A 22,065-nucleotide genomic window follows, 5' to 3' on the forward strand; every position below is an offset into this window, starting at 1 on the left:
ACATGTGCACTGTGTGCAAGCACCCGATAACTCCGTGTTGAACGGCAAGTTGGGGCAGAAGACGCGAAACGGCCCCGCACCGTTCCCGGTGCGGGGCCGTGGAAAACGCGGCGGCGGCCTCAGAACTCGTAGTCGGCGATCACCCACGTGGCGAACTCGCGCCACAGCGCGACGCCCGCCTGGTGGGCCGGGTGCTCCAGGTACCGGGTGAGCGCGTCGGCGTCCTCGACTGCGGAGTTGATGGCGTAGTCGTACGCGATGGGGCGCTCGGAGATGTTCCAGGCGCACTCCCAGAAGCGCAGCTCGGGGACGAGCCCGCCGAGCTCCTCGAAGGCCTTGACGCCGGCGGTGACGCGCGGGTCGTCGCGCTCCACACCGTCGTTGAGCTTGAAGAGGACCAGATGGCGGATCACGGGCGCTCCCAGTGGTCGGATCGTAGGGCGGCGACCGGCCGGTACGGCGGTCAGTCGTCCTTGCCGCCGTTGGCCACCCAGGTCATGAAGTCGCCGATGGCCTTGGCGCCGTTCGAAATGCCCTCGAACCCTACCTGGACGTAGTCCGCGGCCTTTTCCGGGTCGGTGATGATCACGTACAGGATGAACACCACGAGCACGAAGAGAACGATCTTCTTCGGGTCCTTCACGCTGTGGCCTCCCCGTGCCCGCTCATCCCCGTAGCCATCCCCGCACCCCGTGTGCCGCTTGATCTGCCTGTGCCGGGCGAGTCTAACGTGGCCCGAACTCACCTGGTTTTTAAGGACCAATGACCCGGCGGCAGAGGCCCTTGGACTGCGGGTTCGCCCTTTCCCGAGGAGCAGGATGGGGGGTGAGCCCGGCGGATCTGGCAGGAATCTCCGGGCCTGGGACTGGTACTCCACTGCGGGGTCCGCGCCGTCCGCTTCCCCCGGTGGCGGCGTCGACTTGAGAGTTTCCGGTCCTCATCGGGGGAAGCGGCTTGTCCCCCCGTATGCCGCTTCCCCCGTCCTATCGGGAGAAAGCCCCGGCGCCATGGCGGCGCCGGGGTTTTTCCGTGCCTGTTCGGTGAACGCGCCCGCAGGAAGTCGGTGGACGCCCGCGGGAAGAAAGAAGGGCCCCGTCCGTGCGGACGGGGCCCTTCAATCAAGAGCGGTAGCGGAGGGATTTGAACCCTCGGTGACTTGCGCCACACTCGCTTTCGAGGCGAGCTCCTTCGGCCGCTCGGACACGCTACCGAGAGAGATCCTAGCCCAAGGTGGGCCGTGCTCTGAAATCCGTTTGGGCTACCCCGGGCCGGGTACGTCGTCGGGCTCCTCGCCGGGCCCCGCGTCGCCGTCGCGGAAGAAGCTCGTGAGGAGCCGCGCGCAGTCCTCGGCGAGGACGCCCTCGATCACCTCGGGCCGGTGGTTGAGCCGCCGGTCGCGCAGCAGGTCCCACAGGGAGCCCGCGGCACCGGCCTTGGCGTCCCGCGCGCCGTACACCACCCGGTCCACCCGGGACTGCTGCAGCGCGCCCGCGCACATCACGCACGGCTCAAGGGTGACGACGAGCGTGCAGCCGGGCAGCCGCCAGGAACCGAGCCGCTCGGCGGCCCGGCGCAGCGCGAGGACCTCCGCGTGCGCCGTCGGGTCGTTCAGGGCCTCGCGCTCGTTGTGTCCGGTGGCCAGGACCGTCTCGCCGTCCGCGGCCAGCACGACGGCGCCGACGGGCACGTCGCCGCCCCGGACGGCCCTTTCGGCCTCGTCCAGGGCGACCCGCATCGGCGCCCGCCAGCGGTCTCGTACCGGATCTGGGAGTGGTGTCACACAGCGAACCTAACGGACGCCGGCGGATGCCTATCGCACGGTTTCGAGGACCTCCGCGGCTCCGAGGATGTCGGCGATCTCGCCCAGCGCGTCGCCGCTCTCCAGGCCGAGCAGGTCCTTCTCCGGCACGCCGAGGTCGCTGAGGATCTGCCTGTCCCCCAGCGGCCCCGCGGGCACGGCCTCGCCGGAGGCGTCCGTGGCGTCGCTCTCGCCCTCGTCGGCCGTCTCGGACTCGCCGTCCTCCGTGCCGTCGAGGTCGAGCGCGTCCAGGTCGTCCGTCGAGTCGTCCGGGTCGCGGCCCAGCATCTCGTCGGTGAGCAGGATCTCTCCGTAGGCGCTGCGGGCGGCGGCGGCCGCGTCCGAGACGTAGATCCGCGGGTCCTCCTCGCCGTCCACGCGGACGACGCCGAACCACGCGTCTTCCTGTTCGATGAAGACGAGGACGGTCTCGTCTTCGGCGCCGCCCGCCTCGGCGGCTGCCTCACGGGCCAGGTCGGTCAGATCCGACAGGGTCTCCACATCGTCGAGCTCCGTGTCGCTCGCTTCCCACCCGTCTTCGGTGCGCGCGAGCAGTGCGGCGAAGTACACCGTGACTCTCCCACTGTTCATCAGGCGCCGGTTGGGGATCCCCCCGGCGGACGTCGGGGGCGGGAGTGCTGTTCCAAGCCCCGCCCACTCGGAATCGTGGCAGAAACAACGGCTTCAGGAGAGGTCTTCCGGCCGCTGTGTCCGCGTCGCGTCTCAGATCACAGGCCGCGTGCGTGCCGCGGCCCCCTCGCGGCTACCAGCGGAACGTACGCATACGCATCGCCTGTCGCAGTCTGGCCGCCCGGGCGCGGCGCGGTGTCACCCGGGCCCGCAGTTCGCGGGCCTCGGCGAGCTCGTGCAGGAACTGGGCGCGGCGCCTGCGGCGCTCGGCGTCCTTCTCGCGCGCTTCCCGGTCGGGCATCGGCCACACCTCCCCAGTTCGTACGTCCACCTTCCCTCCGCCGCCCGGGTTGATGCCAGCGCGGGGGGATCAGGGGGCACTTCGCCCGGTTACTGTTGAACAATGCGGATCCACGTCGTCGACCACCCGCTGGTGGCGCACAAACTCACCACGCTGCGCGACACGCGCACCGATTCCCCGACCTTCCGGCGCCTCGCCGACGAGCTGGTCACCCTGCTCGCGTACGAGGCCACCCGGGACGTGCGCACCGAGCAGGTCGACATCGACACCCCGGTGACCCGGACCACCGGCGTCAAGCTGTCGTATCCGCGTCCGCTGGTCGTGCCGATCCTGCGCGCCGGCCTCGGCATGCTCGACGGCATGGTCCGCCTCCTTCCGACCGCGGAGGTCGGCTTCCTCGGCATGATCCGCAACGAGGAGACGCTCGAGGCGTCCACGTACGCGACGCGCATGCCGGAGGACCTCTCCGGGCGCCAGGTGTACGTCCTGGACCCGATGCTCGCCACCGGCGGCACGCTCGTCGCGGCGATCCGGGAGCTGATCAAGCGCGGCGCCGACGACGTGACCGCCGTCGTGCTCCTCGCCGCGCCCGAGGGCGTCGAGATCATGGAGCGGGAGCTGGCGGGGACGCCGGTGACCGTGGTGACCGCGGCGGTGGACGAGCGGCTCAACGAGAACGGGTACATCGTGCCGGGGCTCGGGGACGCGGGGGACCGGATGTACGGGGCCGCGGAGTAGTCAGCGGCTCAGCAGTTCTTGCCGTCAACGGACGACGGTTTTGAGGGCGCCGGTGCGGGCTTGGCGAGTGTCGCCAAGGCCTTGTCGGCGTCCTCCTTTTTCGCCAGGTCCTTGAACTGGCTGCCCAGGATCAGGTCGACCTCCCCGCCCTTGCGCGTGTCGGTCTGCTTCTCGGCGCCCGCCAGTTGCGTGCCGAGCACCGGCAGCGCCGTGTCCGTGGCCGCCTTGGCGCCCAGCAGTATCCCGGTGCCCCGCACCTTCTTGTCGTACGCCTTCGTCGCGTTGCCCACCTTGCCGATGGCGAAGCCGCGCTTCTTCAGCTCGTCCGCCGCGTCCTTGGCCAGGCCGCTGCGCGGGGTCGCGTTGAAGACGTTCACCGTGATCTGGCCCGGCTTGGGGAGAGGTTTCTGCCGCGCCTGCCGCGCGGGGTCCGGCTGCGCCTTCTGCGTCACGCAGTCCTTCGTCCCGCCCGCCGCCGACGCCTTGTTGTCGTCGCCGGTGAACACGTCGATGAGCTGCAGGCTGCCCCAGCCGAGCAGGCCGGCCACGGCGAGCGACGCGACGGCCGCGAGCACGATCCGGCGACGGCCGCGCGGGCGGCGCATACGCGGGTATTTGTCCCCCGTGATGCGGTATTTGCCGCCCATGCCGGGGGGAGTGAGCATGCTCATGGGCGCAGCGTAGTCCCGGGCGGCGGCGATGCCTACTAAATGATCATTGCTCGGTGGCAGGCCGACCCGATCGGCGGGCAGTCCCACCCGAAAGGTCCAATGCGGGCCGGGGGCGGGGTGCGTGGGCCGGGGTCTGGTCCCCGGGTCCGGTCAGCCCAGTTCGAGCACGCGGGCGTGCAGCACCTGGCGCTGTTGCAGCGCGGCGCGGACCGCGCGGTGCAGTCCGTCCTCCAGGTACAGGTCGCCCTGCCACTTCACGACGTGCGCGAAGAGGTCGCCGTAGAACGTCGAGTCCTCGGCTAGCAGCGTTTCCAGGTCCAGTTGGCCCTTGGTCGTCACGAGCTGATCGAGGCGGACCGGGCGCGGCGCGACGTCCGCCCACTGCCGGGTGCTTTCCCGGCCGTGGTCGGGGTACGGCCGGCCGTTTCCGATGCGCTTGAAGATCACACGGAAAGCCTACCGGTCAAGGCTCTCCGGGCGCAGCCTCGGCGGCCGAGTGCGACGCTGGGAAATGCCGCCGGAAAGCGGGACAAACCGGGAACTCTCAAGCCGGGAGCAGGGGCCGAAGTGAGCGACAGCCAGCCGATTCCGTCCACGCCCGAGGGCGAGAATCGCCCGAACGAGTCCGTGTCCGGCGCGAAGGTGACGTCCGGCGAGCTGCCGGCGGAGGCGGCGGGCATCGTCGCCGGGTACGCCTTCGACGGGCCCGCGCTCGATCTCGGTGCCCTGTTGTGGGACGGGCAGTGCCACCCTGGCGCCCAGGTGCGGATTCCGTTGGCCATGCTCAACCGGCACGGGCTCGTCGCCGGCGCCACCGGTACCGGCAAGACCAAGACCCTCCAGCTCATCGCCGAACAGCTCTCCGCCCAGGGCGTGCCCGTCTTCCTCGCCGACATCAAGGGCGACGTCTCCGGCATCTGTGCCCCCGGCGAGGCCAACGACAAGGTCACCGGGCGGGCGCGGGACGTCGGGCAGGCGTGGGAACCCCGTGGGTTCCCCTGCGAGTTCTACGCCCTCGGCGGGCTCGGCACCGGCATCCCCGTACGCGCCACCGTCACCAGCTTCGGGCCGATCCTGCTGTCCAAGGTCCTCCAGCTCAACCAGACCCAGGAGCAGTCCCTCGGGCTGATCTTCCACTACGCCGACCAGAAGGGCCTCGAACTCGTCGACCTGAAGGACCTGCGCGCGGTCGTCGCCTTCCTCACCTCCGACGAGGGGAAGCCCGAGCTCAAGAACATCGGCGGGCTCTCCACCGCCACCGCCGGGGTCATCCTGCGGGCGCTGACCTCGTTCGAGGCGCAGGGGATGGGGGACTTCTTCGGGGAGCCGGAGTTCGACACCAGTGAGTTGCTGCGGAGCGGGGAGGGCGGGGGTGCGGGTGCCGGTGCGGAGGGGCAGGGGCTGGTCTCCGTTCTTGAGCTTCCCTCCGTACAGGACAAGCCCGCGCTCTTCTCCACCTTCCTGATGTGGCTCCTCGCCGACCTCTACCACGACCTCCCGGAGGTCGGAGATCTCGACAAGCCCAAGCTCGTCTTCTTCTTCGACGAGGCCCACCTGCTGTTCAGCGGCGCCTCCAAGGCCTTCCTGGAATCCATCACCCAGACCGTGCGGCTCATCCGGTCCAAGGGCGTCGGCGTCTTCCTCGTCACCCAGACCCCGAAGGACGTCCCCGCCGACGTCCTCGCCCAGCTCGGCAACCGCGTCCAGCACGCGTTGCGCGCCTTCACGCCCGACGACGAAAAGGCCCTCAAGGCCACCGTCCGTACGTTTCCGAATTCCGCGTACGACCTGGAGGAGACGCTCACCGGGCTCGGCACCGGCGAAGCCGTCGTCACCGTCCTCAGCGAGAAGGGGGCGCCCACGCCGGTCGCGGTCACTCGGCTGCGGGCGCCGCAGTCCCTGATGGGGCCGGTGGAGGCGGGGGCGCTGGAGCGGGCCGTTCGGGGGTCGGCCTTGTACGGGCGGTACGCGGAGGCTGTGGACCGGGAGTCGGCTTACGAGCGGTTGAGCGCGCGGGCTCCTGCGGAGGGCTCTGCGGGGGGCTCGGCCGAGGCTCCGCGTGGGCGGGCCCCGCAGTCGTCGCGGGAGCCGGAGAAGGGTGGGTCCGTCGTCGAACAGGTGGTGGGGAGCGGGATGTTCAAGTCGCTGCTGCGGTCTGTGGGTACGCAGCTCGGCCGGGAGATCTCCCGGTCCGTCTTTGGCACCGCTCGTCGGCGTCGGTAGCCGGTTTCCCCTTGCGGGGGCTTGCCGTCTGCTTCTGCGGGCTAGTTCTTGGCCGCTTTGGCCGCTGCCTTCATTTCCTGCTTGTGGGCTCGGACCTTCTGGAGGGACTCCGGGCCGGTGATGTCCGCCACGGATCGGTACGCCTTCGGTTCGCCGTACGAGCCTGCCGCCTCCTGCCAGCCCTTGGGGTGCACCCCTAGTTGCTTGCCGAGCAGGGCCAGGAAGATCTGGGCCTTCTGCTTCCCGAAGCCGGGGAGGTCGTTGAGGCGGCGCAGCAGCTCCTTGCCGTCGGTCACGTCCTGCCAGACGGCCTCCGCGTTGCCGTCGTACTGCTCCACCAGGTACTGGCACAGCTTCTGTACGCGCCCGGCCATCGCCCCGGGGTAGCGGTGCACGGCCGGCTTGGTGGACAGCAGCTCTACGAAGGCGTCCGGGTCGTACGCCGCGATGTCGTGGGCGTCCAGGTCCTCCGCGCCCATGCGCTGCGCGATCGTGTACGGACCCGCGAACGCCCACTCCATGGGCACCTGCTGGTCCAGGAGCATTCCGACGAGTGCGGCCAGCGGGCTGCGGCTCAGCAGCGCGTCGGCCTCTTCTTGCTGTGCGAGGTGCAGCGTGGCGTCCATGGGGCGATCATCTCGCGGGTGCGGGGGGTTCGCAGGGCGGGGCACGGGCGGGGGCGGGCGGAAAAGCGGGTGCGGGTGCGGCGGGCCGCCGCCTAGCCTGGAGGCATGTCTACGCCCCGCATCTCCTAGCCAGGACACACGCCTTCACGTCACCCGTGTGTCCTTTCGCTGTTGCGGAGCGTTTCCTCATGATTTCTGTACGTGATGTCGACCTGTGCGTCGGCGCCCGGACTCTGCTGTCCGGTGTTTCCTTCCATGTCGGTCCCGGTGACCGGGTGGGTCTGGTCGGGCGCAATGGTGCCGGCAAGACCACTCTGCTGAAGGCCCTCGCGGGTGTGGTGCCCTGTGCTGCGGGGCGTGTCGCCCGTACGGGCTCCCTCGGGTATCTCGCCCAGGACCCCGCCCCCGCCGATCCCGCTGTCACCGTCACCGATCGCATTCTGTCCGCGCGTGGGCTCGACCGGGCTGTGGGGGCGTTGCGGGCCGCCGAGGCCGCCATGGCTGCGGGTGGTGACGAGGGGGCCGCCATGGCCGCGTACGCACGGGCCGATGACGAGTTCCAGGCTCGGGGTGGATACGCCGCCGAGGCCGAGGCCGGTCGGGTCGCCGCCGGTCTCGGGTTGCCCGAGCGGGTGCTCGCGCAGGCTGTGGGGGAGTTGTCGGGCGGGCAGCGGCGGCGAGTCGAGCTCGCTCGGATGTTGTTCTCGCGGCACGACACGTTGTTGCTCGACGAGCCCACCAATCACCTCGACCGGGATTCCGTGGAGTGGCTGCGCGGGTTCTTGGGCGGGTACCCGGGGGGTGTGGTGATGGTCAGTCACGATGTGGGGTTGCTGGCTGACGTCGTCAATCGCGTCTTCCATCTGGACCCCGGGCGCGCCGCGCTCGACGTACACAACACCACCTGGCACGCCTATCTCGCCCAGCGCACCGCCGACGACCGGCGGCGTGCGCGTGAGCGCGCCAACGCCGAGCGCAAGGCCGCCGCCCTGAAGACCCAGGCCGACAAGATGCGCGCCCACGTGGCCACCGCCACCGTCGCCAAGAACATGGCCCGCCGCGCCGACCGGCTGCTCGCCGGGACCGAGCCCGTGCGGCGGGGGGAGAAGGTCGCCCGCATTCGGCTGCCCGAGCCCGCCCCTTGCGGGCGGACGCCGTTGGGGGCGGTGCGCCTTGAGAAGGCCTATGGGGCGGGCGTGCCGGTGCTCAACGGGGTGGATCTCGCGGTGGAGCGGGGCAGCCGGCTTGTGGTGCTCGGGTTCAACGGGGCCGGGAAGACGACGCTGTTGCGGGTACTTGCCGGGCGGGAGGCGCCCGACACGGGGCGGGTCGTGCGGGGGCACGGGCTGCGGCTCGGGTACTTCGGGCAGGAACACGACACCCTGGACGGGGACTTGACCGTGCGGGGCAATCTCTCCGCCGCCGCGCCGCAGTTGACCGACGGCGAGGTGCGGCAGGTGCTCGGTGCCTTCCTGTTCCGTGGCGACGACGTGGACAAGCCCGCCAAGGTGCTCTCCGGCGGCGAGAAGACCCGGCTCGCCCTCGCCGGACTCGTGCACTCCGGCGCCAACGTGCTGCTCCTCGACGAGCCCACCAACAACCTCGACCCCGCCTCGCGCGACGAGGTCCTCGGCGCCGTCGCCACGTACCCCGGCGCCCTCGTGATGGTCACCCACGACGAGGGCGCCCTCGACGCCCTCCGCCCCGACCGCGTCCTCGTCCTGCCGGACGGCACGGAGGATTTGTGGAGTTCGGGGTATCGGGAGTTGGTGGCTTTTGGGTGATCTCATTCCGGTGGGTCGTCGCCGGGTCACTACTGTGACGGGTCAGCGGGCGGGCAGGAGTGGGGGCCATGGCGTTGTACGAGGCGTGGGGTGGGGGCGGTCGGCAGGGCGGCGATGACCGGGCGGGGGAGGGTGATTTGCTGCCTGCGCTCAGTCCTGCCGCCCGTGCCCTCGCCGCGCGTTGTGAGCCCCGCGTCAACGAGCTCGCCCGTCGCATGGCCCGTGAGGCCTTCGAGCGGCTGCCCGGTTACGCGGGCCTGCCCGCCGACGTGAAGGACGTCGAGATCGCCGCCACCGCACGGCACGGCATGCGGCTCTTCCTCGACCGGGCGGCGGGCGGTCGGCCGCCCACGGCCGTTGGCTATGACCTGTTCCGCGAGCGTGCCGCCCAGCGCGCCGACGAGGGCATGCCCCTGCACCTGCTCCTCGGCACCCACTGCCTGGGCGCCCACGTGCTGTGGCGGGCCTTGCGCGACGCCGCGGGGCCCGCCGACGCGACCGCCCTCGCCGAACTCAGCGACCACCTCTTCGCCGCCCAACGGCGCGTCGTCACGGCCGTGACCGAGACCTACCTCGACGAACAGGCCGCCATCGCCGCCGAACGGCGCGAGGAACGGCGCACGCTCGCCCGCGCGCTGCTCGACGGCACGCCCGCGCCGGGCGCCGATGCGGCCGGGTTTGCCGGGCCCGTGGTCGTACTCTGCCTGCGCCTTGACGAGGGGCCGCGGCCCGGGACGAGCGCGGGCCCCGTCGCCGTACGCCGCCTCGTGCGCCGACTCCAGTCCGCCCTCGACCGGGCCTTCGGTACGCAGGTGCTGATGCTGGTGGAGGGGGGTGGTGGGCATGTGCTGGTGCCCGGGGAGCGGGACCTTCCCGAACTCGACCTTCTGGTCGGGGAGTTGCGTGAGCTGTGTGGGGCAGGTCTGCGGCTCGCCGCCGCCACCGTCGCCGAGCCGGCCCGTATCCCGGAAGCCGCCCGCACCACCGAAGAGGTCATCCGCGTCGCCCGTGCCTGCGGCCGCCCGCCCGGGGCGCACGTACTCGACGACGTACTCCTCGAGTACCACCTCTCCCGCCCCAGCGCCGGCAGCGCCCGCATCGCCGCGCTCCTCGAACCCGTCGCCGAGCGGCCGGAGTTGCTCGACACGCTGCGTACGTATCTGAAGCTGCGCCAGGACCGCCGCGCCACCGGGCGCCTGCTCAGCCTGCACCCGAACACGGTCGACAACCGTCTTGCTCGCATATCGGCCTTGACCGGGCTCGACCTCACCGCGTCCCATGGGACGGCACTCGCCCTCGCGGCGCTGCTGCTGCGGGACCTGGAGTAGGGGACTGGAGGGTGTGGGGCTGTGGATCTTCTTGTGCGGCATCGTGGTGCCGCCGACCTCGGCGCCTGCGCGCGCGTGCTCGCCGAGGTGCATCGGGGCGATGGGTATCCCACCAACTGGCCCGCGGATCCCGCTGGTTGGCTGACGCCCTCCGGGATGGTCGGAGCGTGGGTGGCGGTCGCGGGGCCCGGTGGGGGTGTCGCCGGGCATGTCGGGCTCTGCGCCCCGGGGGACGGTGACATCGCGCCGGAGATGTGGGGCGAGCGGGGTGGGGCCGGTGGGGTGGCCGTGGTCAGCCGGCTGTTCGTGGCGCCGTCCGCCCGGGGGCGGGGGATCGGTGCCGTGCTGCTCGACCGGGTGGCGGAGGCGGCGCGGGAGCGCGGGCTGTGGCCGGTCCTCGACGTGGTGGCGTCGGACGCGGGGGCCGTGGCGCTGTACGAGCGGGCGGGCTGGGAGCTGCTCGGGGTCGGTGAGCAGCGGTGGAGTGCGCGGCAGACGGTGACCGTGCGGTGTTATGCGGGATCGGCCCCTCCTGCCTGAGCCTGGCTCGCCACCCCCCGCAGCGCCCCTAGAAACCCTCGCAACACCGGCCCCTCCGGCGCCGTGGCTCGTACCGCCGCCCAGATCGACCGCACCGGCTCGGGGTCGTGGACCTCGCGGACCGCCAACTCCGGGTGGCCGTCCGAGGCCGAAGGCGCGAGCAGCCCCATCTCCGGGACCAGCGCCACGCCGACCCCCGCGGCCACGAAACCCTGCGCCGTCGCGTAGTCCCCGCTGTCCACCACGAAGTCCGGCGTGAAGCCCGCCGACCCGCACGCGTCGAGCACCGCGTCCAGGCACGGTCCGGGCAACTCGCTGCCCACCAGGGGCTCTTCGGCCAGGTCGGTGAGGCGGAGGGCGGGGCGGGCGGCGAGGGGGTGGGCGCGGGGGAGCACCGCGCGGTAGCGGTCGTCCAGGAGGTGGACGAAGCGGATGCCGTCCACGGGCGGCGCGTCGTGGCGGCGTACCACCAGCGCCGCGTCCGTGCGGCCCGCCTTCACCTCGGGCAGCGGGTCGTCCGGGTCGGTGAGGCGCAACTCCGCCTGAACGCCCGGGTGTTCGCTGCGCAGCCGGGCCAGCGCGGGCGCGACCAGACGGGCGCCCGCGGTGGCGAAGTAACGTACCGAGATACGTCCCGTGCGCCCCGCCCGCAGATCCGCGAGCGCCGTCTCCGCCTGGGCCACGTGCCGGCCGATCGTCGTCGCGCAGTCCGCGAGCAGCAGGCCCGCGTCCGTGGGCCGCACCCCGCGCCCGGTCCGCTCCAGGAGCGGCGTGCCCGCCTCCTTCTCCAGGGCCGCCATCTGCTGGCTGACCGCCGACGGGGTGTACCCCAGGTGCCGGGCCGCCGCGGTGACCGAACCACTGCTCACCACCGCCCGCAGGATCTGCATGCGTCTCATGTCCAGCATGGGTCCTACTCTACGCCCAGGATGTAGTTCTACTTAAGGCTGGCTTGGAATCTTTTCGCTTGTCTTATGGGTGGGAGCGCGGCACCGTCGACGGCGTACGTACGCATCACGTGCGTACGCCCCGCCGACCCTGGAGCGCCCCATGCGCATCGCCGTCCTCGCCCTGCTGTGGGGGTCGAGCTTCCTGTGGATCAAGCTCGCCCTGGAGGGCGGCCTCGCGCCGCTGCACGTCACCGTCGTGCGCTGCGCCCTCGGCGCCGCCGTGCTGCTCGTCCTCGCCCGCGTGGCCCGCCAGCGGCTGCCGCGCGGGCGTCGCGTCTGGGGCCATCTGGTCGTGGCCGCGCTGTTCTGCAACGCGCTGCCGTTCCTGTTGTTCAGCATCGGCGAGCAGACCGTCGACTCGGGCGTCGCCGGCGTCATGAACGCCACCACTCCCCTGTGGTCACTGGGGCTCGGGCTGCTGCTCGGTACGGAGCGGGGGCTCGGCCCGCGGCGGCTCGCCGGGCTGCTTCTCGGCTTCGGCGGCACCCTGCTGATCTTCGCGCCGTGGCAGCAGTCGGGGCTCGCGAGCTGGGGAGCGGTCGCGTTGCTCGCCGCCGCCGTCAGCTACGCCGTCGCCTTCGCGTACATGGCCAGGCACCTCATCGGCCGCGGCACCCCGCCGCTCGCCCTCTCCGCCGCCCAACTCCTCATGGCCACCGGCCTGACCACCCTCGGCCTGCCCGCGAGCCCGCACACGGATTCGGCGCCGACTTCGACCGGTGTGCTCGCCGTCGTCGTACTGGGAATCTTCGGCACCGGGCTCACCTTCCACCTCAACTCCCGCCTCATCGCCGACGAAGGGCCGACCGCGGCGGCCACGGTCGGCTATCTGCTTCCGGTCGTTTCGGTGGCTCTTGGTGCGGTCGTTCTCGGGGAGGAGATCGGGGCGCGGGTGGTGGGCGGGATGGTGGTGGTGCTTTTGGGGGTGGGGCTGACCCGGGCGGGTCGGAAGGGGGCGGGCCGTGGGCGTTCCGCAGTGGCCCGACCCGTGTCTCACCTGCCGAGCAGCGAGCGGACCGCCGACCTGTCCACCCCGTTGAGCGCCCGCACGACGAGCGGTGTGAGCAGCACGAGCAGCCAGCCCACGGCCGTCACGCCCGCGACCTGCCAGGGCGACTCGATGTAGTACGCGTGGTGCTCGCCGCCGGACGTGAAGTCGTACACGCGGTAGCCCGGCCAGTCGAGGTACCGCTCGAACACCCAGGAGTACGTGGGGAACAGGGCGATCGTCCAGCCGGTCACCCAGAGCGTCAGCGACAGGACGAAGCTCGTCACCCGCCACGGGAACATGACGAGCTGGAAGACCAGGGCCTTCCAGCCCGCCGCGTCCGCGAGCCGCGCCCGCACCCGCGCCAAGGCGCCGTCCCCGTCCTTCCTCTGTACGTCCGCGGGTTCCGCCACTTCCAGGCCGAGCCGCTCCCGGGCCCGCCGCCGCTCGACCGCGCCGAGGCCGCGCGCCCCGGCCAGCATCACCGCGAACACCGGAAGGCCGAGCAGCGTGACCGCGAGGCCCGCGCCGAGCGAGAACAGCGTGACGGCGAAGACGAATCCGGCGATGGCCATGGGCAGGGAGGTGAGGGTGTAGCCGAACTCGCGGAAGGTGGCGGCGGAGAAGGGGCTGCGCCAGGCCGTGCGGGGGAGGGTGTCGGTTGTCATGGTGGGCCTCTTGTCCATCTGTTCGCCGAGGTGGGGACGTACCGTGCGACGTGCTGCGGTGTCCTCAACTCTGCTGTGGGCGTGGGCCCTGTGACATGGGGTGAGGTGGCGTCCCGGGGTGTACCTAGGCCCCCTCTTTCCGAAAGTGACACCTTCTTACTGAAGAAGGTGACGCCTTCTTGCTGAAGGTGGTGGTGTCACACCCAGGTTCAACTGACACTCCCGCCCCCGCCGTCACCGCACGACGATCTCCCCATGAAGCGATTCACGAACAAGACGGTCCTGATCACCGGTGGCACCAGCGGCATGGGGTACGCGGCGGCGCGCAGGTTCCTCGACGAGGGTGCGTACGTGGTGATCACCGGGCGCGACCGGGCCCGCCTGGACGCGGCTGCCGCGGCGCTGGACGCCGACGGCACCGGCGCGGAGCGGATCCTGACGGTCCGCGCCGACGTCACCTCGCTGCCGGACCTGGACCGCCTCGCCCGGAGCGTCGAGGCCTGGCGCGGGGGCCTGGATGCGGTCTTCGCCAACGCCGGGGCGGGCGTCTTCAAGGCGAGCACCGAATTCACCGAGGCCGACTTCGACCACACCGTCGACACCAACTTCAAGGGTGTCTTCTTTACGGTGCAGAAGACGTTGCCGCTGCTCAGGGACGGTGGCGCCATCGTCATCAACGCCTCCTGGACCCTGCACCGCGGCCTGTCCGTGGCGTCGGTGTACTCCGCCACGAAGGCCGCCGTCCACAACCTCGCCCGCACGCTGGGATCCGAACTCGCCCCGCGCCGCATCCGCGTCAACTCCGTGAGCCCCGGCTACATCGACACCGACATGTACCGCGCCGCGAACACCACGCCCGAGGACGAGGCCCGCACCGCGGCGGAGGTCCCTCTCGGGGCTCTCGGTCACGCGGACGAGGTCGCGTCGGCGGTGGCGTTCCTGGCCTCGGAGGACGCTTCGTACGTCACGGGGCAGGACCTGGTCGTCGACGGGGGGTTGGTGGGGTCGGTGCCGGTGGGGGTGTAGGGGGTGGCCGGTGGGGCCGGGGCGGGCCGACGGCCGTGCGGCGGTGGTGCCGGTGTCCACAGGCGTACCGCCGCTGCCCCCGCCCCCAGTGCGATCGCGCCGAGCACCGCGACCGCCCAGCCCAGACCGGCCGTCGCGCCCAGCCATCCGGCCAGCGGGTAGGTCAGCAACCAGCAGGCGTGCGAGAGCGAGAACTGGGCGGCGAAGGCGGCGGTACGTTCCCCCGGCGGCGCCGAGCCGCGGATGAGGCGCCCGGCCGGGGTGAGCACCAGCGAGGACGCGGCGCCGAACGCCGCCCAGGCCGCGAGCAGCGCGGGCCAGCGCCAACCGCCGCCGCTCGTGGCCGTGATGGCCCCGAGCGCGGCGAACACGGCACCGAGCAGGAGCCCGCCGCGCAGCATCACGGCCCGGTCCCCGACCCGCTCCAGGACGCGGGGCAGCGCGAGCGCCACGGCCATCGACCCGGCTCCGTACGCGCCCAGCGCCAGCGGCACCGCGCTCGCGGACCGGCCGAGGAAGTCGCGTACGTACACGACCGAGTTGACGGTGACCATGGCGCTCGCGGCTGCCACGGCGAGGTTGAGGGCGAGCAGGGAGCGCAGCCGGGGGACGGCGAGGAAGAGGCGGGTGCCCGCGGTGGCCTTGGCGTACGCGCTTCCGGCGGCCCGCGGCAGCGGGTCCTCGCGCCGCTTCGGCAGCGCGGCGGAGACCACCAGGACGGCCGAGGCGACGAAGCCGAGGACGGTGCCGGTGAACAGCCAGTTGTACGTGATCACGGAGAGCAGGACGGCGGCGAGCGCGGGGCTGAACAGGTTCTCCAGGTCGTACGCGAGCCGGGAGAGGGACAGCGCCCGGGTGTAGTCGCGCTCCTCGGGCAGCACGTCGGGGATCACGGCCTGGAACGTCGGCGTGAAGACGGCCGAGGCGGCCTGCAGCAGGAAGACCAGGACGTACACCTGCCAGACCTGGCCGACGAACGGCAGGAAGAGCGCGACGGCGGCGCGGGTCAGATCCGCGCCCACCATCAGCGTCCGGCGCGGCAGCCGTCCCGCGACCGCGTCGACGGCCGGGGCGATCAGGACGTACGCCGCCATCTTGATCCCGAGCGCGGTCCCGAGCACCGAACCGGCGGCGGGCCCCGCGATGTCGTACGCGAGCAGCCCGAGCGCGACGGTGGCGAGCCCGGTGCCGACGAGGGCGATGACCTGGGCGGTGAACAGGCGACGGTAGGTGGTGTCGCGCAGGACGGACAGCATGGCGGCTCCCGGTCGCGGCGGGGGCGGGCGGCGCCGCCGCGGCATTCATTCTAACAATCATGTGCGCAGTTGTGCACATATTGACGGGATGGGTGGGCGGGGGTGCTGTGCCGGGGGCGCTTGGCGGTTGCGTGGGTCCGCGCGGCCGTCACGTGGTCTGCCCAGGTCCGTTCGGCCGTCACGTGGTCCGCTCGGGTCCGCCCCGCCGTCACCCGGGCCCGCCCGCTCTAGGCTGGTCGCATGCCCGCACGCGACCACGCCCCCGCCTCGCCGGACGCGCACCCCGGCGACGCGCACCTGCGTGAGCCGGACGGCGCCCGGCTCACCGAGGCGACCCGGGTGTTCGCGCTGCTCTCGGACACGACCCGGCTGCACGTGCTGTGGCTGCTCGCCCTGGCCGAGGCGGACGCGGGCACCCTGGCCGACCGCTGCGAGGCCTCCCGCACGGCGGTCAGCCAGCACCTGGCGAAGCTGCGCCTCGCGGGGCTCGTCGAGACCCGGCGCGAGGGCCGCCACATCTACTACCGCCTCACCGACGGCCATCTGCGCCGCCTGGTCATGGAGGCCCTGAGCCACGCGGACCACCGGGTCAGCGGGCGGGCGCCGCACGACTGAGGCGGGCCGGCGGGGGCCGGGGCGGCCGGTGGGGCAGGGTCGGCCGACTCGGCAGGGTCAGTCGACGCGACCGGGTCAGCCGACCAGGAACTCCCTGGCGGCCGCCGCCCCCGCGGCCGCGTCCCAGCCGCCGTCCCCGTCGTCCTTACCTATGCCGCCTTCGATGCCTATGGCACCCATGACCGCGAGCACCTGCTCCTCCGTCACGTCGCCGTCGGCCGCGATCAGCGCGTCGATCGCCTCGCGCGGGGCGTCCGTACCGCCGGTGGCCCCCGGCGCCAGCCGCCCGCACTCGACGATGCTCTCGTGCGTCCGCTCCCCGCTGAGCGCGGGCAGCCCCACGCTGCGGAAGCCGTCGTCGATGCCGTACGCGGCCCGCTTCCAGCCACCGGTGTCGTACCCGTAGACGAAGCCCACGTACTGCTCCGCGTCCAGCGTCCGCCGCACCACGGGGTGCCACCAGTCGGGCGCGCCCGCGAGCAGGTCGGTCTCCTCCTCGCCGAACTCCTCGGCGGCCGGGCCGTAGTACGTGTCCGAATACTCGTGGTCGTGGCCTATCAGCACCGCGCGGCCGTCGCCGACAAGGTGCAGCTCGAGCCAGTTGCCGCCCCAGTCGTCGAAGTGCCAGACGCGCTCGCGCGCATGGCATCCCTGCGGCGACCCCGCCGCGGCACTGATCGCCGCGAACGCCGCCCAGCGCCCGCGCAGTTCCTCCGGGGCGGGCAAGTCCACATCCACAAGTCCCATGGCCGCGTCCGCCTCTCGTCCGTCGTTCATCCGCCGGAACCCATTGAAGCGCGCGCCACTGACATCGCCGTCGGCCGCGAAGTCACCAGGTCATGGCCGTGGGGTCGTTGGCGAGCGCGGCCGCGAGGAGGGCGCGGAGATGGTCGGCCTCCGGGAGCAGCGTGGCCTCGATCTCGTCGTCGGTGCGGCCGGCCAGGGTGAGTTCCTGGATGCGCCGGAACAGCAGCCGGTCCGCCGCGGCGATCAGGGCGGCGCCGGACAGGGGCGCGATGGCCGGGGCCGAGTCGGGGGCGGCGGCGGACAGCGCCGCGGCGAGCGCCTCCTCCCGCTGGTCGTGCAGTTCGCGCAGCCGGGCGGTGAGGGTGGGGCTGTCGGCGATCATGCGGGCGAACGCGATGCCGGTGAAGCCGACGACGGGGTTGTGTTCGAGGAGGGCGGCACGGAAGGTCCGGCCCAGGGCGGCGAGCGGCTCCACGCCGGGCTCCCGCTCGGTGACGGCCCGTGCCAGGCCGCCGGTGAACGCCTCGTGGTGGTCGAGGGCCAGGTCTTCCTTGCGGGGGAAGTAGTTGGTCACCGTCTTCTTGGCCACGCGGGCCGCGGCGGCGATCTCGGTGATGGTGGTCTGCTCGAAGCCCTGCTTGATGAAGAGCCTGGTGGCGCAGTCGGAGATCAGCTGCCTGGTCTCCTGCTTCTTGGACTCACGGAGCCCCATCTCAGTAGTCATGAGGGAATCTTACATCCAACATAAAAATATGCTTGACGAACCGAGGGGTCGCGCCTAAAGTTACGTCCGTTGCAAAAATCCCCTCAGTGAACGGACCTGCATTTGCGCAAGCTCTCGTACCTCGTCGGCACCACCATCACCACCGAGTTCGCGGACACCCTTCCCGCGCCGGACCGCGCGGCACTCGGCCTCGCGGACACGCTCAACACGACGCTTCGACTCGGTTCGGAGGGTGCGGGGCACGGACGCCCCGGGGCTCAGCAGCCCGTACGCCCCTCCGTGCCCAACCGCCCCGTCCCACTCGCGCACCACATGCGCGGCCCCGGCCGTCGAGGCAACCGGTGAGGACCCACTCACCCGCCTGAGACGCCCGACCGCGGCCGCACCACCGGCACCTGCCGCACCCGCACCCGTATTTGCCACGCCGTACCTTCTTCCCTTCTTCCAGGAGTAGCCCTGAACGTCACCGCCTCCACCGTGTCCCTGACCGTCGCCGACGTCGCCGCATCGCGTGAGTTCTTCCACACCCACCTCGGCTACCAGGTCGCCATGGCCGCCGACGGCTTCGCGTCCCTGACCCGCGGGGACGCAGCCGCCGACATCGTGCTGCTGCAGTGCGGCAACGAGGTGCTCCCGCCCGAGCAGCGCGACCAGCAGGCCGCGGGCCTGATCTTCGCGCTCACCGTCACCGGCATCGAGGCCGAGGAGCGGCGCCTGCGCGAGGCCGGCGCCCCGATCACGATGCCGCTGCGCGAAGAGCCCTGGGGCGAGCGACTGTTCCAACTGACCGACCCGAACGGCGTGGTGGTCCAGTTTGTCGAGTGGGCCGCGCAGGAAGAGCCCGCGCAGGCTGACGAGCCCGCGCAGAACGAAGCACCCGCGCAGCTCGAAGAGCCCGTACAGAGCGAAGAGCCCGTACAGAGTGAGGAGCAGCCCGCCATGCACGTCATCACCCCCACCGCCGAGAACGTCACCGAGTCCCCGAACGCCCGCATGACCGGCCTGGCCGCCCCCAGCCGGGGCAGCGAGCAACTCAGCACCTGGACCGTCGCGATGGAGGCCGGCCAGACCGGCCCCGAGCACGTCATCAACCGTGAGCAGGTGTGGACGGTGACCGCGGGTGCCCTCGACGTCACGTGCGACGGCCGCACCGAAAAGATCTCGGCGGGCCAGACCCTCGTCCTCCCGCCGGACGTGCTCCGCCAGGTGCACGCCCCGGAGGCGGCCGAGGCGCACGTGGCCATGCGCGCGGACGGCGTGGCGTCCGTACCCGGCACGGAGGGCACCCGGGTCCTGCCCTGGGCCCAGTAACGCCCGCAAGGCCCCCGACGCAGGACGCACCCGCGCACAGCCCTGCCCTGACCTCCCCTTGACCCTTCTGATCGTTCTCACCCTTCTCTGACGGAGACGACTTGCCCATACGCATCACCGCCCTGACCGACCCCGAAGAGACCTCCGCGGCCCGCCGCCTGGCGTGGCTGGCGTCCGGCCCCGACGGCAGCCCCGCCGGGTACGCCTTCCTGCGCCTGTTCACCAAGGAGGGCCAGCGCCACCTCGCCGAACTGGACGTCCAGGTCCACCCCGCCGAACGCCGCGCGGGGGCGGGCACCCTGCTGCTCGAAGCGGCCGTCGAGGCGGCCCGCGAGGACGGCCGGAGGAACGTCGTGGCCCAGGCCTCGGCCGAATCCCCGGGCGCCGCCTTCCTCGCCGCCGGCGGCTTCCGTGTGGCGCTGACCCTCACGTACGCCCGGCTCCCGCTGGCCGACGCGGACCTGCCCGCGCTCACCGCCGTCGCCGAGAAGCCGCACCCCGGCTACCGGCTGACGGCGTGGGAGGGCATGGTGCCCGACGAACTCGCCGCTACGTACGCGGCGTCACGCCGGGCGATGGACGACATGCCCATGGGGGCGGTCGACTACGGGACGGTGGTCTGGGACGTGGACCGGATACGGGCGGCGGCGGACGCCGTCTCCGCGCGGGGTGACGTCCTTCACACCGTGGCGGCCGTCGACACCTCGGACGGCACCATCACCGGCTTCACCGAACTGGTCGTCCCCGGCGACGGCACGGGCGACGCCCAGCACTACGGCACGGCCGTGCTGCCCGAACACCGCGGCCACGGCCTCGCCCGCTGGATGAAGGCAGCCTCGATCGTCGCGGCCCGCGAACGCCGCCCCCACCTGGGCGGCCTGCTGACCGACACCGCCGACAACAACCCGCACATGCGCCGCGTCAACGACGAACTCGGCTACCTGCCGACGCACGCGGCCCACGAGTACCAACTGGACCTGTAGCCGGGCGAACGTTGAAGGGCCCCACCGCGAACGGTGGGGCCCTTCAACGTTAGTGCCCGGTGAGGCACTGGCGGAGGATACGAGATTCGAACTCGTGAGGGGTTGCCCCCAACACGCTTTCCAAGCGTGCGCCCTAGGCCACTAGGCGAATCCTCCGCCGCAAACAATACAAGACTCCGGGGAGTGCTCGCGAACGCGTTCCGGTCGTGGGGACCTGGTGCGTTCCTGCCCGGGGGCCGGGCTCGTTCGCACCCCCCGGGATCGGCTAGGGTGGGGGCCAGCCCCTCACGTGGCGCTATCTGACTGAACTCCCCCAGGGCCGGAAGGCAGCAAGGGTAAGTCGGCTCTGGCGGGTGCGTGGGGGGCGCTTTGCGTTCCGGGGCGGGCGGGTTCGTTGGGGCGGGCCGCGGCTGGGACGGCGCCGGTTGTGGCTGGGCGGTCCGGGTTGTCAGTGGGCGCCTATAACCTCGTATACGTGTCGTCCCTCGCGCTGTACCGCCGTTATCGCCCGGAGTCGTTCGCCGAGGTCATCGGGCAGGAGCATGTGACCGACCCGCTGCAGCAGGCGCTGCGGAACAACCGGGTCAATCACGCGTACCTGTTCAGTGGCCCGCGCGGCTGCGGCAAGACGACGAGCGCGCGCATCCTCGCCCGCTGTCTTAACTGTGAGCAAGGTCCCACTCCCACGCCCTGCGGCGAGTGCCAGTCCTGCCAGGACCTGGCGCGCAACGGGCCGGGTTCCATCGACGTCATCGAGATCGACGCCGCCTCCCACGGTGGCGTGGACGACGCCCGTGACCTGCGCGAGAAGGCCTTCTTCGGCCCCGCCAGCAGCCGGTACAAGATCTACATCATCGACGAGGCCCACATGGTCACGCCGGCGGGCTTCAACGCCCTGCTGAAGGTCGTCGAAGAGCCCCCGGAGCACCTCAAGTTCATCTTCGCGACGACGGAGCCCGAGAAGGTCATCGGGACCATCCGGTCGCGTACGCACCACTATCCGTTCCGCCTCGTGCCCCCGGGCACGCTGCGCGACTATCTCGGCGAGGTGTGCGGGCGCGAGGGCATCCCGATCGAGGACGGCGTGCTGCCGCTCGTCGTGCGCGCGGGCGCCGGATCCGTGCGTGACTCCATGTCCGTCATGGACCAGCTCCTCGCGGGCGCCCGCGAGGACGGTGTGACTTATGCCATGGCCACGGGCCTGCTCGGCTACACGGACAGCTCGCTCCTCGACTCCGTCGTCGAAGCCTTCGCCTCCGGAGACGGCGGCGCCGCCTTCGAAGTCGTCGACCGCGTCATCGAGGGCGGCAACGACCCGCGGCGCTTCGTCGCCGACCTGCTCGAGCGGCTGCGCGACCTGGTGATCCTCGCGGCCGTGCCCGACGCCGGCGAGAAGGGGCTCATCGACGCCCCCGCGGACGTCGTGGAGCGGATGCAGGCGCAGGCCTCGGTGTTCGGCGGCGCCGAGCTGAGCCGCGCCGCCGACATCGTCAACGAAGGCCTCACCGAGATGCGCGGCGCCACCTCGCCCCGGCTGCAGCTCGAGCTGATCTGCGCGCGCGTGCTGCTTCCTGCGGCGTACGACGACGCGCGCTCCGTCATGGCCCGCCTCGACCGCCTGGAGCGCGGCGGCAACTTCATGGCCGGAGGGCCCGCCGCGGCTCCTTCGATGGGGTACGTTCCCGGGCCCGAGGCCCACGCCGGGGTGCAGCAGGCCGGGGTGGCCGTGCCGCCGGTGGGGCCGGGTGGGCCGGGAGTGCCGCCCGGTCCGGCGATGGCGCAGGGTGCGCCGGGGGCGGAGATTCCGGCCGGGGGCGGGGCTGCCGCTGCTCGGGCCGCGGTGCGCGGGGGCGGGGCGGGGGCCGGTTCCGGTCCTGGTTCCACCCCGGGTGCGGGTCCCGGTGCCGGTGCGGGTCCCGGTGTTGGCTCCGGCTTCGACGCCCAGCCCGACGCCGCCCCCGCTCCCACGGCTCCGCAGTCCACCCCCTCCTCGCAATCCGCCGCGGCCGCACAGGCGGCCCCCACGGGCGCGCCCGCGGAGACCCCACCCCCGGCGGCCCCCGCCACCGCCCGCCCCGGCGGCTGGCCCACCGCCTCGACCCCGGGCAGCGGCACCCCGGGCCCGACCGGCGGCGGCACCACGCCCTCCGGCGCGGCC

The 22,065-nt window shown here is 72.1% G+C and carries 23 protein-coding genes, 2 tRNA genes, 1 other RNA gene and 2 pseudogenes; 13 read left to right on the top strand and 15 right to left on the bottom strand.

The window, feature by feature from the left end:
* Window positions 1-119: 119 nt before the first annotated feature.
* From IEY91_RS14035 to IEY91_RS14060, 6 genes are all read right to left on the bottom strand, one after another.
* Window positions 120-413, bottom strand: coding sequence for a Dabb family protein (locus tag IEY91_RS14035; protein WP_164323193.1), 294 nt, complete (start codon window positions 411-413; stop codon window positions 120-122).
* Window positions 414-463: 50 nt separating this feature from the next.
* Window positions 464-643: a hypothetical protein gene (locus IEY91_RS14040; RefSeq protein ID WP_164323196.1), complete on the bottom strand. Its 180-nt coding sequence runs from the start codon at window positions 641-643 to the stop codon at window positions 464-466.
* Between the two features lie 482 nt (window positions 644-1,125).
* Window positions 1,126-1,210: transfer RNA gene (locus IEY91_RS14045), tRNA-Ser, on the bottom strand.
* 48 nt (window positions 1,211-1,258) lie between these two features.
* A complete protein-coding gene (gene tadA / locus IEY91_RS14050; RefSeq protein ID WP_189174216.1) occupies window positions 1,259-1,735 on the bottom strand; it encodes a tRNA adenosine(34) deaminase TadA in 477 nt (158 codons plus the stop codon).
* A 75-nt stretch (window positions 1,736-1,810) separates the two neighbouring features.
* Window positions 1,811-2,368 carry a tRNA adenosine deaminase-associated protein gene (locus tag IEY91_RS14055; RefSeq protein WP_189174217.1) on the bottom strand — a complete coding sequence of 186 codons (558 nt, stop codon included), beginning with the start codon at window positions 2,366-2,368 and terminating at the stop codon, window positions 1,811-1,813.
* 193 nt (window positions 2,369-2,561) lie between these two features.
* On the bottom strand, window positions 2,562-2,729 hold the full coding sequence (locus tag IEY91_RS14060) for a hypothetical protein (protein WP_189174163.1): 168 nt from the start codon (window positions 2,727-2,729) through the stop codon (window positions 2,562-2,564).
* Window positions 2,730-2,831: 102 nt separating this feature from the next.
* Between IEY91_RS14060 and upp the strand changes: the two genes are divergently transcribed.
* Window positions 2,832-3,467, top strand: coding sequence for a uracil phosphoribosyltransferase (gene upp / locus IEY91_RS14065; RefSeq protein WP_164323198.1), 636 nt, complete (start codon window positions 2,832-2,834; stop codon window positions 3,465-3,467).
* Between the two features lie 8 nt (window positions 3,468-3,475).
* Here the strand turns inward: upp and IEY91_RS14070 are convergent, their stop codons facing one another.
* Entirely contained in the window at window positions 3,476-4,138 is a 663-nt protein-coding gene (locus IEY91_RS14070; protein WP_189174164.1) for a LytR C-terminal domain-containing protein, read from the bottom strand.
* Window positions 4,139-4,288: 150 nt separating this feature from the next.
* Window positions 4,289-4,585, bottom strand: coding sequence for a type II toxin-antitoxin system VapB family antitoxin (locus tag IEY91_RS14075; protein WP_003955420.1), 297 nt, complete (start codon window positions 4,583-4,585; stop codon window positions 4,289-4,291).
* A 180-nt stretch (window positions 4,586-4,765) separates the two neighbouring features.
* Here IEY91_RS14075 and IEY91_RS14080 point away from each other — a divergent pair, with 180 nt between their 5' ends.
* A complete protein-coding gene (locus IEY91_RS14080; RefSeq protein ID WP_204328223.1) occupies window positions 4,766-6,361 on the top strand; it encodes a helicase HerA-like domain-containing protein in 1,596 nt (531 codons plus the stop codon).
* Between the two features lie 41 nt (window positions 6,362-6,402).
* On the opposite strand, the gene IEY91_RS14085 is transcribed toward IEY91_RS14080, so the two are convergent.
* A complete protein-coding gene (locus IEY91_RS14085; protein ID WP_189174165.1) occupies window positions 6,403-6,987 on the bottom strand; it encodes an HhH-GPD-type base excision DNA repair protein in 585 nt (194 codons plus the stop codon).
* 188 nt (window positions 6,988-7,175) lie between these two features.
* On the opposite strand from IEY91_RS14085, the gene IEY91_RS14090 reads away from it, so the two are divergent.
* From IEY91_RS14090 to IEY91_RS14100, 3 genes are all read left to right on the top strand, one after another.
* A complete protein-coding gene (locus IEY91_RS14090; protein WP_189174166.1) occupies window positions 7,176-8,771 on the top strand; it encodes an ABC-F family ATP-binding cassette domain-containing protein in 1,596 nt (531 codons plus the stop codon).
* A gap of 68 nt (window positions 8,772-8,839) precedes the next feature.
* Window positions 8,840-10,099, top strand: a complete 1,260-nt coding sequence (locus tag IEY91_RS14095) for a PucR family transcriptional regulator (RefSeq protein ID WP_189174167.1) — start codon at window positions 8,840-8,842, stop codon at window positions 10,097-10,099.
* 21 nt (window positions 10,100-10,120) lie between these two features.
* A complete protein-coding gene (locus IEY91_RS14100) occupies window positions 10,121-10,639 on the top strand; it encodes a GNAT family N-acetyltransferase (protein ID WP_189174168.1) in 519 nt (172 codons plus the stop codon).
* Here IEY91_RS14100 and IEY91_RS14105 read toward each other — a convergent pair.
* Window positions 10,612-11,547: a LysR family transcriptional regulator gene (locus IEY91_RS14105; protein WP_189174169.1), complete on the bottom strand. Its 936-nt coding sequence runs from the start codon at window positions 11,545-11,547 to the stop codon at window positions 10,612-10,614. The two genes, IEY91_RS14100 and IEY91_RS14105, sit on opposite strands and share 28 nt — an antisense overlap.
* A gap of 142 nt (window positions 11,548-11,689) precedes the next feature.
* Between IEY91_RS14105 and IEY91_RS14110 the strand changes: the two genes are divergently transcribed.
* Window positions 11,690-12,715, top strand: a complete 1,026-nt coding sequence (locus IEY91_RS14110) for a DMT family transporter (protein ID WP_189174170.1) — start codon at window positions 11,690-11,692, stop codon at window positions 12,713-12,715.
* Here the strand turns inward: IEY91_RS14110 and IEY91_RS41805 are convergent.
* Window positions 12,652-13,263 (bottom strand): annotated as a pseudogene (locus tag IEY91_RS41805) (sensor domain-containing protein); the annotation flags it as partial. The gene IEY91_RS14110 and the pseudogene IEY91_RS41805 overlap by 64 nt on opposite strands.
* Window positions 13,264-13,551: 288 nt before the next feature.
* On the opposite strand from IEY91_RS41805, the pseudogene IEY91_RS41810 reads away from it, so the two are divergent.
* Window positions 13,552-14,184: pseudogene (locus tag IEY91_RS41810) on the top strand (SDR family oxidoreductase); the annotation flags it as partial.
* Here IEY91_RS41810 and IEY91_RS14115 read toward each other — a convergent pair.
* Window positions 14,151-15,527 carry an MFS transporter gene (locus tag IEY91_RS14115; RefSeq protein ID WP_164323219.1) on the bottom strand — a complete coding sequence of 459 codons (1,377 nt, stop codon included), beginning with the start codon at window positions 15,525-15,527 and terminating at the stop codon, window positions 14,151-14,153. The pseudogene IEY91_RS41810 and the gene IEY91_RS14115 overlap by 34 nt on opposite strands.
* 240 nt (window positions 15,528-15,767) lie before the next feature.
* Between IEY91_RS14115 and IEY91_RS14120 the strand changes: the two genes are divergently transcribed.
* Window positions 15,768-16,142: an ArsR/SmtB family transcription factor gene (locus IEY91_RS14120; protein ID WP_164323221.1), complete on the top strand. Its 375-nt coding sequence runs from the start codon at window positions 15,768-15,770 to the stop codon at window positions 16,140-16,142.
* A 75-nt stretch (window positions 16,143-16,217) separates the two neighbouring features.
* On the opposite strand, the gene IEY91_RS14125 is transcribed toward IEY91_RS14120, so the two are convergent.
* Together IEY91_RS14125 and IEY91_RS14130 are read right to left on the bottom strand one after the other, a co-directional pair.
* Complete coding sequence (locus tag IEY91_RS14125) at window positions 16,218-16,919, bottom strand: proteophosphoglycan 5 (RefSeq protein ID WP_229696934.1); 702 nt, start codon at window positions 16,917-16,919, stop codon at window positions 16,218-16,220.
* Window positions 16,920-16,971: 52 nt separating this feature from the next.
* Window positions 16,972-17,601, bottom strand: coding sequence for a TetR/AcrR family transcriptional regulator (locus IEY91_RS14130; RefSeq protein ID WP_189174219.1), 630 nt, complete (start codon window positions 17,599-17,601; stop codon window positions 16,972-16,974).
* A 114-nt stretch (window positions 17,602-17,715) separates the two neighbouring features.
* Here IEY91_RS14130 and IEY91_RS14135 point away from each other — a divergent pair, with 114 nt between their 5' ends.
* The 3 genes from IEY91_RS14135 to IEY91_RS14145 all read left to right on the top strand — a co-directional run bounded on the left by IEY91_RS14135 (window position 17,716) and on the right by IEY91_RS14145 (window position 19,907).
* Window positions 17,716-17,958 (top strand): hypothetical protein, encoded by a 243-nt coding sequence (locus tag IEY91_RS14135; protein WP_164323223.1) that lies wholly within the window; start codon window positions 17,716-17,718, stop codon window positions 17,956-17,958.
* Between the two features lie 132 nt (window positions 17,959-18,090).
* Window positions 18,091-18,924 (top strand): VOC family protein, encoded by an 834-nt coding sequence (locus IEY91_RS14140; RefSeq protein ID WP_229696935.1) that lies wholly within the window; start codon window positions 18,091-18,093, stop codon window positions 18,922-18,924.
* A 101-nt stretch (window positions 18,925-19,025) separates the two neighbouring features.
* Entirely contained in the window at window positions 19,026-19,907 is an 882-nt protein-coding gene (locus IEY91_RS14145) for a GNAT family N-acetyltransferase (protein ID WP_189174171.1), read from the top strand.
* 68 nt (window positions 19,908-19,975) lie between these two features.
* Here IEY91_RS14145 and IEY91_RS14150 read toward each other — a convergent pair.
* Window positions 19,976-20,063: transfer RNA gene (locus IEY91_RS14150), tRNA-Ser, on the bottom strand.
* Window positions 20,064-20,183: 120 nt separating this feature from the next.
* On the opposite strand from IEY91_RS14150, the gene ffs reads away from it, so the two are divergent.
* Window positions 20,184-20,282: signal recognition particle sRNA small type (ffs, locus tag IEY91_RS14155), an RNA gene on the top strand.
* A 100-nt stretch (window positions 20,283-20,382) separates the two neighbouring features.
* Window positions 20,383-22,065 (top strand): DNA polymerase III subunit gamma and tau (locus IEY91_RS14160; RefSeq protein ID WP_189174172.1); only part of this gene is annotated, 1,683 nt, incomplete at its 3' end.

The organism is Streptomyces lasiicapitis, from assembly GCF_014646335.1.
GTDB classification, from domain to species: domain Bacteria; phylum Actinomycetota; class Actinomycetes; order Streptomycetales; family Streptomycetaceae; genus Streptomyces; species Streptomyces lasiicapitis.